The sequence below is a fragment of the Rhizomicrobium sp. genome, from assembly GCA_037200985.1.
Lineage (GTDB): Bacteria > Pseudomonadota > Alphaproteobacteria > Micropepsales > Micropepsaceae > Rhizomicrobium.
This window is the reverse complement of sequence record JBBCGJ010000001.1, coordinates 156,991-170,352: the sequence shown is the minus strand read 5'-3', so window position 1 is coordinate 170,352 and position 13,362 is coordinate 156,991. Positions and strand designations below refer to the sequence as shown.

Below are 13,362 nucleotides of genomic sequence, written 5' to 3'. Positions count from 1 at the left end.
CCGCGAGGGCTCGTGCGTAAACGGAGCCGAGAGGCGCGAAGCGCGATTCCGATGACGCAAACCCGCAACGGACTGACCTACAAGGATGCCGGCGTCGACATCGACGCCGGCGAGGCGCTGGTCGCGCGGATCGCGCCGGCGGCCAGGGCGACGCGGCGGCCCGGCGCCGACGCCGACCTCGGCGGCTTCGGCGGGCTGTTCGACCTGAAGGCGGCGGGCTTCAAGGACCCGGTCCTGGTCGCCTCGACCGACGGCGTCGGCACCAAGCTCAAGATCGCCATCGACACCGGGCGGCTCGGCGGCATCGGCCAGGACCTGGTCGCGATGTGCGTCAACGACCTCGTGGTGCAGGGCGCCGAGCCGCTGTTCTTCCTCGACTATTATGCGAGCGCCAAGCTGAACGTCGACGACGCGGCGGTGGTGATCGAAGGCATCGCGCGCGCCTGCAAAGAGTGCGGCTGCGCCCTGATCGGCGGCGAGACGGCCGAGATGCCCGGCCTCTATGCCAAGGGCGATTTCGATCTCGCGGGCTTTTCGGTCGGCGCGGTGGAGCGCGGCCATGTCCTGCCTCATATGCGCGCGATGAAGGCGGGGGACGTGGTGATCGGCGTGGCCTCCAGCGGCGTGCACTCCAACGGCTATTCGCTGGTGCGGCGCGTGGTGGCGGATGCCGGCCTCTCCTACGACGCGCCCGCGCCGTTCGACGCCAGACATTCGCTGGGCGAGGCGCTGCTGGCGCCGACGCAGCTTTACATCAAGGGCGGGCTGGCCGCGATCCATGCCGGCGGCGTGAAGGGCTTCGCGCACATCACGGGCGGCGGCATCACCGAGAACCTGCCCCGCGCCCTGCCCGATGGACTGGACGCGCAGATCGATCTGTCCTGCTGGACGCCGCCGCCCGTCTTCGGCTGGCTGGCGCGCACCGCCGGGATCGCGGATGCCGAGATGCTGCGCACCTTCAATTGCGGCCTGGGCTTCATGGCGATCGTGGCGGCGGAATTCTCCGGCCATGTCATCGACGCCTTCCAGGAGGCCGGCGAAAAGGCCTGGCGCGTCGGCGCGCTGGTTGCCGGCGAAGGCGAGGCGAAGGTCGCCTATCGCGGATCGCTCAAGCTGTGAGCGCCAGGACGCGCGTCGCCGTCCTGATCTCGGGCCGGGGCAGCAACATGGCGGCGCTGATCGAGGCCGCGAAGGCGCCGGACTATCCCGCCGAGATCGCGCTCGTCTTCTCCAATGTCGAGACGGCCGGCGGCCTCGAAACCGCCCGCGCCGCGGGCATTGCCACCAAGGTCGTCTCGCACAAGGCGTTCGCTTCGCGCGAGGATTTCGACGCGGCCATCGACGCGGCGCTCGTGGTGGCGAAGATCGACCTCGTCTGCGAGGCCGGCTTCATGCGCATCCATTCCGAAGGCTTCGTGCGCAAATGGGAGGGGCGGATATTGAACATCCATCCGTCGCTGCTGCCGGCATTCAAGGGCGTGAAGGTGCATGAGCAGGCGCTGGCGGCGGGCGTGACGATCTCCGGCTGCACGGTGCATTTCATCGTGCCCGAACTGGATGCGGGGCCGATCATCGCCCAGGCCGCGGTGCCGGTGCTGCCGGACGACACGCCGCAGACGCTGGCCGCGCGGGTGCTGGGCGAGGAGCACAAGCTCTATCCGCGGGCGCTGAAGCTGGTGGCGCAAGGCAAGGTCGTGCTGCGCGACGGCCGCGCGATCCGCCTCTGAAATCCGCACCGATGACGGCGGCGATTGACAGGTTTCGCCGCATCCCTTACCAAACCTTGCGGTAAATAAACCGATCGGTTGATCCTTGGCCGACCTTCTCAGCGCAAAATTGTCGGCCCTCGCCGATCCGACGCGGCGCGCGATCTTCGCGCGGCTCGCCCTTGGCGAGACGACGCTGAGCGAACTGGCCAAGCCGTTCGACATGACGCTGCCCGCCGTCTCCAAGCATCTCAAGGTGCTGGAGCGCGCCGGCCTGGTGAGCCGCGGCCGCCGGGCGCAGACGCGCCCGGCGCGCGTCGACAAGGCGGCGCTCAAGGAGATCGCGGCCTGGATGGACCGCTACCGCATCTTCTGGGGCGGCAGCTTCGACCGGCTCGACGCCTATCTCGCGCGCACGCGCAAGGAGGGCCGCGATGGGCGCTGAGCTGCGGATCGTGCGCGAATTCGATGCGCCGCGCGACGTGGTGTGGGCGGCATGGACCGATCCGCGCGCCATCGTGCGATGGCTCGGGCCGATCGAATGGCCGGCCGCCGAGGTCGAGGCCGATGTGCGGCCGGGCGGCGCCTGGCGGGCCGGGCTGCGCGCCGCCGGCGGCACCGAGATGCTCTGGCAATCGGGCCGCTATCACACGGTCGAGCCGCCGGAGCGGCTGGTCTTCAGCTTCCGCTGGGAAGGCACCAACCATCCCGACGGGCCGGGCGTCGACACGCTGGTGACGGTGGTGCTGCGCGAGACCGCGGATGGCCGCACGCGGATGGAATTCACGCAGACGGGCCTCAAATCGGACGCGAGCGCCGAGGGCCATACCTATGGCTGGGGCAGCACGTTCGGCCGGCTCGACATCTATCTTGGTCGCTAGGGGGATCCGTTGAACAACACGGCAATGCTTTGGACCGGCTATGTGCTGAGCGCGCTGGCGGTGCTGTTCCTGCTGATGGATGCGGGGATGAAGGTGGCGGGCGCGCGCGTTTCGGTGGAGGCGACGGCGGGGCTCGGCTTCGATCCGGCGCTGGTCACGACGCTGGGCGCGATCCTGCTCGTCGCGACGCTGCTCTATGCTTTTCCGCGCACCGCGCTGCTGGGCGCGATCCTGGTCACCGGCTATCTCGGCGGCGCCATCGCGGTGCAGCTTCAGCACAAGGCGCCGCTGTTCTCCCATGTGCTGTTCGGGGTCTATCTCGGATTGTTCGTCTGGGGCGGGCTGTTCCTGCGCTCGCCCGCGCTGCGCGGCCTGATCCCCCTGATGCGGGACTAGGACAGGCCGGCAAGCTTCGCCGACACGTCCCACAGCCTTTTCGCGGCGTCGTCGTCCTGCGCCGCCAAGGTCGGCTCGGCGACCTTGCACTTGTAGAAATATTCGCCGCTGATCGTCGCGACGTCGCGCGACGAAGCCAGGTGGATGATGGTCTTGGCGCCCTCTTCCGGCGAGATGCCGAAAATGCCCATGGCGATCTTGAAAAGGACGCCGGTGACGCCGCCATTGTTGGAGCCGAAGCGCGTATTGACGCCGCCGGGATGCAGGCAATTGGCGGTGACGCCGGTGACGTCCAGCCGCCGCGCGAGTTCGCGGGTGAACAGGATGTTGCACAGCTTCGAATTGCCGTAGGCGCGGAAGGTGCTGAAGCCCTTTTTCAGCTGCAGGTCGGCGAAATCGAGCTTGGCGGCGCGATGCGCGGTGGAGGCGGTGGAGACGATGCGCGCGCCCGACGTCGCCTTCAGATTCGGCAACAGGACATTCGTGACGACGAAATAGGCCATGTGGTTGACGGCGAAGGTCATCTCCAGCCCGTCGACGCTTTCCTGCCGCGTCGTGAATACGGCCCCCGCATTGTTGATCAGCACGTCGATGGCCGGTTCGGCGGCCGCGATCTCGCCCGCGACGCGCTTCATTTCGGCGATGGCGGAGAGGTCGGCGAGATGCACCGTGTGCGCGGCGGCGGGATTGGCCGTCTTCAGCTTCGCGAGGGTCGCATCGGCGCGGGCGCGGTCGCGGGCGACGAGGACGATGCGGGCGCCCTGCTGCGCCAGCCGGATCGCGGCGACCTCGCCGATGCCGGAGGTGCCGCCCGTGACGACGATGGTCTTGCCTTGCATATGCGCGTCCTCCCGCAGGATGGCGGGAGGCTAGCGCCTGGCGGAGGGCTTGTCGCGTGGCTTAGAGGATAACCTTGCCGATCAGCACGCCGACCAGGAAGGTCACGATCAGCGCGGTCATCGGCTGTTCGCGGACGAACTGGATCACCGCGTCCTTGGTTTCGTCTATGGCTTCGTAGGCGTCGGCTTCGAGGTCTTCGGCGAGCTCGGCTGCGGCGGCGACGGACATGGCATTCCCTCACATGGTTGGACGGTAGGGAACGCGGCACGCCGGCATTGGCTGCCTGTCAGGGGACGATATCGAGCCCGGAGAAGAAGAACGCGATCTCCTGCGCCGCGGTCTCGGGCGCGTCGGAGCCGTGGACCGAGTTGGCCTCGATCGACTCGGCGAAATCCTTGCGGATCGTGCCGGCGGCGGCGTTGGCCGGATTGGTCGCGCCCATCACTTCGCGGTTCTTGGCGATGGCGTTCGGACCTTCCAGAACCTGCACCACGACCGGGCCGGAGGTCATGAAAGTGACGAGGCTGGCGAAGAACGGCCGCTCGCGGTGCACGCCGTAGAAGGCTTCGGCCTGGGCCTGGGAGAGCCGGATGCGGCGCGACGCGATGACGCGAAGGCCGGCCTTCTCGAAGCGGTCGACGATGGCGCCGGTCAGGTTCCGGCGCGTCGCGTCCGGCTTGATGATGGAAAGGGTGCGCTCGACGGCCATGGACGTCTCCGGATGCGTGAAAATCGCGGGCCTTATGCCGTGGGATTGGCTAGGGCGCAAGCCGTGCTATACGCCCGCCGCCATGCTGAGCATCGACAACCTCATCGTCCGCATCGCGGGCCGCGAAATCCTGGACGGGGCGACCGCGAGCCTCCCCGCCGGGCGGCGCATCGGCCTGGTGGGACGCAATGGCGCGGGCAAATCGACGCTGCTCAAGGTCATCCTCGGCCAGCTTCATCCCGACGACGGCCAGGTGAGCTGGCCGAGCGCCTGGCGCCTCGGCGCGGTGGCGCAGGAGGCGCCGGGCACCGAGGTCAGCCTGATCGACACGGTGCTGGCGGCCGATCCCGAGCGCACGCGGCTGCTCGCCCAGGCCGAGCACGAGGCCGACGCGCACGCGCTGGGCGACATCTATCACAGGCTCGACGCCATCGACGCCTATACGGCGCCGGCGCGAGCGGCGGAGATCCTGGCCGGCCTCGGCTTCTCGGCGGCCGACCAGCTTCGCCCCTGCGCGGAGTTCTCCGGCGGCTGGCGCATGCGCGTGGCGCTCGCCGCCATCCTGTTTTCCGCCCCGGACCTGCTCCTGCTCGACGAGCCGACCAACTATCTCGACCTCGAAGGCGTGATGTGGCTGGAGAACTTCCTCCTGCGCTATCGCGGCACGGTCCTGATCGTCAGCCACGACCGCGACCTCCTCAACACCGCGGCCGAGTTCATCCTGCATCTCGAGCACGGCAAGCTGAAGCTCTATACCGGCAATTACGACACCTTCGTCGACACCCGCGCGCTGCAGCGCGCCCTCGACACCGCGGCGCAGAAGAAGCAGGAGGCGCGGCGCGCGCACCTGCAGAGCTTCGTGGACCGCTTCCGCGCCAAGGCGACCAAGGCGCGCCAGGCGCAGAGCCGCATGAAGATGATCGCCAAGATGGAGCGCATCGACATTCCGCTCGACGAGCATGTCGCGCCCATCCGCCTGCCCAAGGCGGTCGAGGCGGCGCCGCCGCTGATCACGATGGACCGCGTCGCCATCGGTTACGAGCCCGGCAAGCCGGTGCTCTCCAACATCTCGCTGCGCTTCGATCCCGACGACCGCATCGCGCTGCTCGGCAAGAACGGCAACGGCAAGTCGACGCTGGCCAAGCTCCTGGCCGAGAAGCTGGAGCCGATGGCGGGCGAGATCGTCCGTTCGCGCAAGATGATCCCCGGCTATTTCGCGCAGCACCAGCTCGAGGAATTGCAGGGCGGCATCACGCCGATCCAGACCTTGCAGAACCTGCGGCCCAGGCTGACGGTGCAGGAGGTGCGCACCCAGCTCGGCGGCTTCGGCTTCTCGGCCAACAAGCAGCTCACGCTGGTCGGCAACCTCTCCGGCGGCGAGCGGGCGCGGCTGATGCTGGCGCTGGCGACGCTCGACAAGCCGAACCTGCTGATCCTCGACGAGCCGACCAACCATCTCGACATCGACGCGCGCGGCGAATTGCTCTCGGCGCTGAACGATTTCGACGGCGCGGTGGTGCTGGTCAGCCACGACCGCCGGCTGCTCGAAGCGACGGCCGACCGCCTGCTGCTGGTGGCCAATGGCGAGGTGAACCCGTTCGAGGGCGATCTCGACGACTATCGCCGCTTCCTGCTGGCGGACGAGCCGGCGCCGGAAGCGATCAAGGCGCAAGCCGCGCCCGTCAAGTCGAAGGACGAGCAGCGCCGCGAGGCGGCCGAGCGGCGGCGCCAGCTCAAGCCGCTGAAGGACAAGGTCGACGCCGCCGAGCACCAGATCGCCGAGCTGAACGCCGAGCTGGCGAAGCTCGACAAGGCGCTCAGCGATCCTCTGCTCTTCACCCGCGATCCCGCGAAGGGCAGGGCGGTTTCCAAGAAGCGCGCCGACGCGGCGAAGAAGCTCGCCGACGTCGAAGCACGCTGGCTCAAAATGCAGGAAGAGTACGAGACGGCGCTGGCGCTGGCTTAAATCGGCCGCTCCTCGTTTTGTCCCAATAACGGTTCATCACGGCCGAATGACCCAATATAAGGTCATACTGCGGGCGGTTGTAAAATGACCCAATACTGGTACAATATTGCACGACGAACCGTTATCGGGACAGGCACGACAAGCCATGGCGCGCGCAACGACATCGAGAACCGCGCGCCAAACGCTCGCGGTCGTCATGGGCGACATCATCGACAGCGAAGGCCAACGAGCGGGCGGCGACCTGAGCAGGGAATTCAATTCCGCCATAAGAGCCGCCAACAAGAAGTATCGCGCCGCCCTGCTTTCACCCCTGACCATAACATTGGGCGACGAGTTTCAAGGGCTTGTAAGGGAGATGGCCAAAGGCTTCGAGATAATTACAAAACTGCGTTCCGACCTACTCGAAAAGAGCGTCAATTGCCGGTTTGTGCTCGGGATCGCGAGACTGGATACAAAGATAAACACCGAGAACGCGTGGAACATGATGGGCGACGGCTTGGCGCAAGCGCGCAGCAAACTCAACGATAAGCGCGAGCCGAACGTCTACCGCTTCTCCCTTTATGACGATCCTTCACGCCAACGGCTCCTTGACGCGGTCGGGCTCTCGCTTACGGCAATCGAGGAGGAATGGACTCCGACGCAACGCCGGTACATTCGCCTCAACCGACGAAGCTCGATCGGCAAGACGGCGAGAGACATGGGGGTCGGCATACGCTCCGTATACAAAGTCTTGGAGGCCGCAAAATGGGCGTATTACAAGAAACAAAAAGAAGCGATCGAATTCGCGCTCTCATCATTGGACCAGGAGAACGGAGCGGCATGATTCCGGCACTTCAGATTTTGATCTATCTGTTTGCCGTCCCACTGTTGTGGCAAACGGGCAATGAGGTGGTTCGCGTCCTGCTGGTTTGGAGCGGAGTGCCGAAAACTCCCAAGAAGGCCCATCCTCCGACATCGCTCCCGTCAGTCAGCCCCCGGGCCGGCCGGTACATCGGGCTTTTGGAGAGGTCCTTGATCGTCGCCGGCCTATTGATGAACAGCTGGGATATCGTCACCGCGGTAATCGCGCTAAAGACAGTAGCCCGCTATAAGGAACTCGACGAACAACTTTCAGCCGAGTATTTTCTGATCGGCTCGCTAACCAGCATTCTTTGGGCCGTGTTCATCGCGATCTCGCTCGCCAAATACGACGGCACGATCGGCCTTCATTTGATTTCACGGTCCGCTCTTTAAACCGCAGCGCTTCGGCAAGCAGCCGGCGCGCCGACGCGGCGAAAAAGCTCGCCGACGTCGAGGCGCGCTGGATCAAGATGCAGGAAGAATGCGAGACCGCGCTGGCGAGCGCCTGAAGCCGCGCCGGCGCTGGTGTCCTGAGCCAGAAGTTCGTTGAATTCAAAACAAAGATGTCACGGCCGCGACTGCGGCCACTCAGGTGAAATCGGCTCCAGTGGTGCAGATTTCACCTGGGTCCGCCGCATTCGCGGCGGATGACACCAAGCAGCGCGAACTTCTAAATCAGGACACTACCGCGCCCCCCGCCGGGCGATGTCGCCCCATTCCTTCTGCGCCTTCTTGTAGCGCGCGGGCGCGCCATCGAGCAGCTTGAGGATCTGGCGGTAGACCTCCATCGCCTCGTCGCGCGCGCCGGTCTTCTCCAGCAGCATCGCGAAACGCGCCCGCGCCTCCTCGCCCGGATAATAGCCGACCAGCTTGCGGTACTCGGCGAGCGCGTCGTCCGTCCTGCCCTGCCCTTCCAGCGCGCGGGCATAGAGCAGATGCGCGTCGGCGGACACGAAACTCGGATCGGCGGCCTGCAGCGCATCGAGGCTCGCCTGCGCCCCGGCCGGGTCGCCGTTCAGGAACTGCGCACGGGCAAGTCCCAGAAGCAGCGCCGGATCGTCCTTGAACTGGCCCTGCGCCGCGTCGCGGTAGAGCTCGACCGCGTCGGCATAGGCGCCGCGCGCGATATATTCCTCGGCAAGCTGGCGCTTGGCATCGACCGAGCCCACCATCTCGGCGGCGCGGTGCGCCTCGCGCAGGCTGCGATGCGGATCGGCCATCTGGCGGACATTGGAGCCGAGCTTGGCGGCGGCACGGCTGCGCGCCATCTCCGGCAGAATCTCCATGAACAGATAGATCAGGCTGCCGATGCCGGGCAGCAGCACGATGACGTAAATCCAAGGAAAGATGTTCCCCTTGCGGATCGCATGCACCACGCATGCGACCATCAGGGCGAGCGGCAGGAGCGTGATGATCAGATCGAACACGTCGTATATTTCCCGGCAAAGTCAGGGATTGTGCCCCGATCCCGCACCGCCATACCCAGCGCCGCGACATCATGCAACCAGACTTTCGGTTACCTCGTCCCGGTTACCTTGTCTCCAGCCCCGGGTGTGTCCTTTGCGTCTTTTCTGCTAGACTGCGCAAACTCCCAGGAAACGTTCATGACCGATGACAGATTCTTCGACCGCGCGGGACCGTTCCCGCTCGGCGACATTGCCGCGCATATCGGCGCGGAGATGGACAACAATTCGTCGTCGGACTTCCTGGTGCGCGACGTCGCGGCGCTGGAAAGCGCCGCCGGCGGCGACATCAGCGTGTTCAGCGACGGCGAATATTCCAAGGCCTTCGCCCATACCGGCGCCAGCGTGGTGATCACCGACCGCAGGCTCGCCGTTCACGAGCACAACGGGACCTGGCTTCTGCTGACCGACAATCCGCGCCTGGCCTTCGCGCAGGTCGGCCACATGTTCTATCCGCCCGACGCGCCCATCGCCGGCGTGCACGCCCTCACCCCCGTCCATGCCAGCGCCCTGGTCGGCACCGGCACCCAGATCTGCTCCGGCGCCGTGGTCGGCGCCAATGCCAGGATCGGCGCGCGCTGCACCATCGGCTACAACGCCGTGATCGGCCCGGGCACGGTGATCGGCGACGATTGCGTGATCGGCGCCAATTGCGTGATCGCCTTCGCCCTGATCGGCGACCGCGTGACACTGGCGCCCAACGTCACCGTCGGCAGCGCCGGCTTCAGCTTCGTGCCCAGCGGCAAGGGCCTGCTCCGCGTGCCGCAGCTCGGCCGCGTGATCATCGAGGACGATGTCGAGCTCGGCGCCAATTGCGCCATCGACCGCGGCGCCATCGGCGACACGGTGATCGGCAAGGGCACGATGTTCGACAACCTGGTGCACATCGCCCACAATGTGAAGATCGGCCATCACTGCCTGATCGCGGGACAGGTCGGCATCGCCGGCTCCACCACGATCGGCCCCTATGTGATGATGGGCGGACAGGTCGGCGTCAGCGATCACCTGACCATCGGCGCCGGCGCGCGGCTGGCCGCCAAGGCCGGCGTGACGCGCGACGTCGCGGCGGGCGAGACGGTCGGCGGCTATCCCGCCATGCCGGTGCGCGAATGGCACCGCCAGACCGTGGCGCTGAAAAAGCTGGCCGGCCACAAGAAATCCTGAAGCGTTAACGCCGGTTCCGGCACGCGGCGCGGGCATCGCCTTGCGGCGTGCGCGAAGTTGTGGCTCTTTGCCCCTTCGGGCGATGCCCAGCGAGGACAGGCGAACAGCGGACGAGCATGACGGACGACAGGTTCTTCGAACGGGCGGGACCCTTCCCGCTCGGCGAAATCGCCGCTCATATCGGGGCGGAGATGGACAACAGTTCCGCCGCGGACTTTCCCGTCCGCGACGTGTCGAATCTCGACACCGCCGAGGCCGGCGAGATCAGCCTCTATTCCGACGCCAAATACGCGGCCGCCTTCGCCCGCACGCGCGCCAGCGTGGTGATCACCGACCGCAAGCTGGCGGCGCATGAGCACAACGGCACCTGGCTGCTGCTGTCGGCCAATCCCCGGCTCGCCTTCGCGCAGGTCGGCCATCTGTTCTATCCCGCGCCGCCCCTGCATGAGGGTCTCGAACCGGTCCTGCCGGTGCATCCGAGCGCGCGCATCGGCGCCGGCACCCAGATCGCCCAGGGCGGCGAGATCCGCGCCCATGCGAAGATCGGCGCCAACTGCGCCATCGGCCCCAATGTCGTGATCGGCAAGGGCGTCGAGATCGGCGACAACTGCATCATCGGCCCCAATTGCACGATCACCCATGCCCTGATCGGCAACCGCGTGGTGTTCGGGCCGGGCAATTCGATCGGCAATGCCGGGTTCTCTTTCGTGCCGAGTCAGAAAGGCCTCCTGCGCGTGCCGCAGCTCGGCCGCGTGATCGTCGAGGACGATGTCGAATTCGGCGCCAATTGCGTCGTCGACCGCGGCGCCATCGGCGACACCCATATCGGCCGCGGCTGCCGCTTCGACGGGCTGATCCATGTCGGCCACAATGTGAAGATGGGACAGTTCTGCATCGTGGTGGCGCAGGCCGGCATCGCCGGCTCGACCACCATCGGCCCCGGCGTGATGATCGGCGGCCAGGCCGGCATCGCGGATCACCTCAATATCGGCGCCGGCGCGCGCCTCGCCGCCCGCGCGGGCGTGACGCAGGACGTGGCGGCGGGGGAGACGGTCGGCGGCTATCCGGCGCAGCCGGTCAAGCAATGGCACCGCCAGGTCGTGCTGCTGAAGAAGATGGCGGCCCGCAAGGGCAAAGACTGAGCCCGGCCCGTGTGGCCCCATCTATTAACGCAACTTAGGGGAACGTCGGCTGTCGCAGTCCGTTCCCTCTGCATGGAACATATAGCGACGAACGAATCGACGTCGAACAAGTGCTGCCGTCTTGCGGCGGCGCTGCGACTCGACGCGACGCACGCGACGATGCCCGGTTTTGCGGACAAGCTGATCCGGGGCGCGGAGGATCTGGAGCAGCTCGCCAAGAGGCTGCTCATATGTCCCGACATGCCGTCGCGGCACCATTAGCCCTGCTTTTCGAATTTCCCGCTTGGGGATTCTTTCCAGTAAGTCACGTCATGTCCCGCCGCCTTGGCGTCTTTCCAGGCGGCGCGGGCTTTGCCGAGCGCGGCTTCGTCGCGCCCATCGAACATCAGGACCACGCGGGTCAGAGCGCTCACCGCGTCCCATGATCCCGGCATCGCGCCGCCGACGCAGAACAGGACGTTGGCGCCGTTCGGGTTCTCGTCCTCGACGGTGATCAGCACAGGCTGGCGCTTGGGATTGCCGTCGCCGGATTGTGCATGGGGCAGAAACGTCTGGTCGTTGTAGGTCCAGAGCAGGTTGTCGATGGCATCGGCGCGCTCCGACGATTCCGTGCGGATCACGGCGCGCCAGCCGCGCTCCAGCGTCTTCTCGATGAGGCCGGGAAGGACCTCGTCCAGCGCGCGGCGTTCGAGGTGGTAGAACAGCGTCTCCGTCATCAATCCTCGTAGTGCGCCGCGACCAGTTCGTTCAGGATGCGCACGCCCCAGCCGGTGCCCCAGCTCGGCGCCAGCGCCTTCTGCTCGCCGTCCTGCCAGGCGACGCCGGCGATATCGAGATGGGCCCAGGGGCGGTCGTCCTCCACGAAGCGCTTGAGGAACTGCGCCGCGGTGATCGAGCCGGCGTTCGGCCCGCCGATGTTCTTCATGTCGGCGATCTTGGAGCGGATCAGCTTGTCGTAATTGGGACCCATCGGCAGGCGCCACACCGGCTCGCCCACCGCCCTGCCCGCTTCGCCGATGCGATGCGCCAGGCGGTCGTCGTTGGAGAACAGGCCGGCGTGCTCCGGCCCCAGCGCCATGATGATCGCGCCGGTCAGCGTGGCGAGATCGATCACGAATTTCGGCCTGAAGGTGCGCTGGGTATAGGTGAGCGCGTCGGCGAGGACGAGGCGGCCTTCCGCGTCGGTGTTCAAGACCTCGATGGTCTGGCCCGACATGGACCGCACCACGTCGTCGGGGCGCTGCGCCTTGCCGTCGGGCATGTTCTCGACCAGGCCGATCACGCCGACCGCGTTGACCCGCGCCTTGCGCGCCGCCAGTGCCTGGATCGCGCCGACCACGGCGGCCGCGCCGCCCATGTCGCCCTTCATGCCCATCATCCCGGCGCCGGTCTTGAGCGAGAGGCCGCCTGAGTCGAAGCATACGCCCTTGCCGACGAAGGCGACGGGGCTGTCCCTCTTCTTGCGGCCGCCATTCCACTGCATGACGACGAGCTGGCTTTCGCGCTCGCTGCCCTGGCCGACGCCCAGGAGCGAACCCATGCCGAGCTTCTTCATCTGCGCCTCGCCGAGAATCTCGACGCTCACGCCGAGTTTCGACAGGTTCGCCTTCACGCGGCGCGCGAACTCGGCCGGGAAGAGGACGTTGGGCGGCTCGTTGATGAGGTCGCGGGCGAAGAACATGCCGCCCGCCACGGCGTCGAGCGCGGCCCAGCTCTTCTTCGCGTCGGACAGGGCGGGGGTCGCGATGGCGACGGTCTGGAGCCGCTGCTCGTATTCGTCCAGATTCTTGGTGCGGTAGTGGTTGAAGCCGTAGCTCTTGAGCCGCGCGCCGAACGCCAGATGCGCCGCCAGCTCGCCGGGTTTCAGCTTGGAACCCTTGGGCAGGTCGATCTCGTAGGTTACGGCGGTTTCACCCGCGCCGTTCAACCGGCCGTTGACGGCGGCGCTCAGATTCTCGGCCGCCGTGGCGCCGAACTCGGAGCCCTTGCCCAGGCCGGCCAGCACGATGCGGGAGACCGCGACGCCGGCCGGCGCCAGCACTTCGAGCACCTGGCCGCTCTTGCCGGCGAATTTGCTGACCTTCAGGCCGCGGCTGAGCGCGCCGCCGGCGGCCCTGTCGGCCTTCTGCGCGGCGGGCGTGAGGACCGCGCCGTCGGATGCGCCGACGACCCAGGCGCCGGAACGCACATCGCCCGGCGCGGTAAAGGACAGTTGCATAAAGGGTTCTCCCGGTCTGGTGCTGCGGTGTCTTTAA

General features: G+C 66.8%; 17 protein-coding genes. 11 read left to right on the top strand and 6 right to left on the bottom strand.

Translation table 11 applies throughout. The features are described 5' to 3' along the window. Positions 1–51: 51 nt before the first annotated feature. From purM to WDN01_00865, 5 genes are all read left to right on the top strand, one after another. Positions 52–1,119, top strand: coding sequence for a phosphoribosylformylglycinamidine cyclo-ligase (gene purM / locus WDN01_00885; GenBank protein ID MEJ0024553.1), 1,068 nt, complete (start codon positions 52–54; stop codon positions 1,117–1,119). Then, a complete protein-coding gene (purN, locus tag WDN01_00880; GenBank protein MEJ0024552.1) occupies positions 1,116–1,727 on the top strand; it encodes a phosphoribosylglycinamide formyltransferase in 612 nt (203 codons plus the stop codon). Before purM ends, purN begins: the two co-directional genes overlap by 4 nt. An 85-nt stretch (positions 1,728–1,812) precedes the next feature. After that, positions 1,813–2,151 (top strand): metalloregulator ArsR/SmtB family transcription factor, encoded by a 339-nt coding sequence (locus WDN01_00875; protein MEJ0024551.1) that lies wholly within the window; start codon positions 1,813–1,815, stop codon positions 2,149–2,151. Beyond that, complete coding sequence (locus WDN01_00870) at positions 2,141–2,587, top strand: SRPBCC domain-containing protein (GenBank protein MEJ0024550.1); 447 nt, start codon at positions 2,141–2,143, stop codon at positions 2,585–2,587. Before WDN01_00875 ends, WDN01_00870 begins: the two co-directional genes overlap by 11 nt. A 9-nt stretch (positions 2,588–2,596) precedes the next feature. Further along, positions 2,597–2,983 carry a DoxX family protein gene (locus WDN01_00865; GenBank protein MEJ0024549.1) on the top strand — a complete coding sequence of 129 codons (387 nt, stop codon included), beginning with the start codon at positions 2,597–2,599 and terminating at the stop codon, positions 2,981–2,983. On the opposite strand, the gene WDN01_00860 is transcribed toward WDN01_00865, so the two are convergent. From WDN01_00860 to ndk, 3 genes are all read right to left on the bottom strand, one after another. Further along, complete coding sequence (locus WDN01_00860) at positions 2,980–3,822, bottom strand: SDR family oxidoreductase (GenBank protein ID MEJ0024548.1); 843 nt, start codon at positions 3,820–3,822, stop codon at positions 2,980–2,982. The genes WDN01_00865 and WDN01_00860 overlap by 4 nt on opposite strands. Positions 3,823–3,883: 61 nt before the next feature. After that, entirely contained in the window at positions 3,884–4,051 is a 168-nt protein-coding gene (locus tag WDN01_00855; protein ID MEJ0024547.1) for a hypothetical protein, read from the bottom strand. 58 nt (positions 4,052–4,109) lie between these two features. After that, positions 4,110–4,532: a nucleoside-diphosphate kinase gene (gene ndk / locus WDN01_00850; GenBank protein MEJ0024546.1), complete on the bottom strand. Its 423-nt coding sequence runs from the start codon at positions 4,530–4,532 to the stop codon at positions 4,110–4,112. A gap of 82 nt (positions 4,533–4,614) precedes the next feature. Here ndk and WDN01_00845 point away from each other — a divergent pair, with 82 nt between their 5' ends. From WDN01_00845 to WDN01_00835, 3 genes are all read left to right on the top strand, one after another. Further along, positions 4,615–6,498, top strand: coding sequence for an ABC-F family ATP-binding cassette domain-containing protein (locus WDN01_00845; GenBank protein MEJ0024545.1), 1,884 nt, complete (start codon positions 4,615–4,617; stop codon positions 6,496–6,498). Between the two features lie 145 nt (positions 6,499–6,643). Further along, positions 6,644–7,321 carry a SatD family protein gene (locus WDN01_00840; GenBank protein ID MEJ0024544.1) on the top strand — a complete coding sequence of 226 codons (678 nt, stop codon included), beginning with the start codon at positions 6,644–6,646 and terminating at the stop codon, positions 7,319–7,321. Beyond that, positions 7,318–7,731 carry a hypothetical protein gene (locus WDN01_00835; protein MEJ0024543.1) on the top strand — a complete coding sequence of 138 codons (414 nt, stop codon included), beginning with the start codon at positions 7,318–7,320 and terminating at the stop codon, positions 7,729–7,731. Before WDN01_00840 ends, WDN01_00835 begins: the two co-directional genes overlap by 4 nt. Before the next feature lie 290 nt (positions 7,732–8,021). Here the strand turns inward: WDN01_00835 and WDN01_00830 are convergent, their stop codons facing one another. Continuing rightward, positions 8,022–8,765: a tetratricopeptide repeat protein gene (locus WDN01_00830; GenBank protein MEJ0024542.1), complete on the bottom strand. Its 744-nt coding sequence runs from the start codon at positions 8,763–8,765 to the stop codon at positions 8,022–8,024. Positions 8,766–8,942: 177 nt separating this feature from the next. Here WDN01_00830 and lpxD (WDN01_00825) point away from each other — a divergent pair, with 177 nt between their 5' ends. From lpxD (WDN01_00825) to WDN01_00815, 3 genes are all read left to right on the top strand, one after another. Then, positions 8,943–9,965 carry a UDP-3-O-(3-hydroxymyristoyl)glucosamine N-acyltransferase gene (gene lpxD, locus WDN01_00825; protein ID MEJ0024541.1) on the top strand — a complete coding sequence of 341 codons (1,023 nt, stop codon included), beginning with the start codon at positions 8,943–8,945 and terminating at the stop codon, positions 9,963–9,965. 116 nt (positions 9,966–10,081) lie between these two features. After that, positions 10,082–11,107 carry a UDP-3-O-(3-hydroxymyristoyl)glucosamine N-acyltransferase gene (lpxD, locus tag WDN01_00820; protein ID MEJ0024540.1) on the top strand — a complete coding sequence of 342 codons (1,026 nt, stop codon included), beginning with the start codon at positions 10,082–10,084 and terminating at the stop codon, positions 11,105–11,107. Positions 11,108–11,179: 72 nt separating this feature from the next. Continuing rightward, entirely contained in the window at positions 11,180–11,368 is a 189-nt protein-coding gene (locus WDN01_00815) for a hypothetical protein (protein ID MEJ0024539.1), read from the top strand. On the opposite strand, the gene WDN01_00810 is transcribed toward WDN01_00815, so the two are convergent. Next, on the bottom strand, positions 11,365–11,823 hold the full coding sequence (locus WDN01_00810; protein MEJ0024538.1) for a DNA polymerase III subunit chi: 459 nt from the start codon (positions 11,821–11,823) through the stop codon (positions 11,365–11,367). The genes WDN01_00815 and WDN01_00810 overlap by 4 nt on opposite strands. Beyond that, positions 11,823–13,325, bottom strand: coding sequence for a leucyl aminopeptidase (locus tag WDN01_00805; GenBank protein MEJ0024537.1), 1,503 nt, complete (start codon positions 13,323–13,325; stop codon positions 11,823–11,825). Before WDN01_00805 ends, WDN01_00810 begins: the two co-directional genes overlap by 1 nt. Positions 13,326–13,362 lie beyond the last annotated feature (37 nt).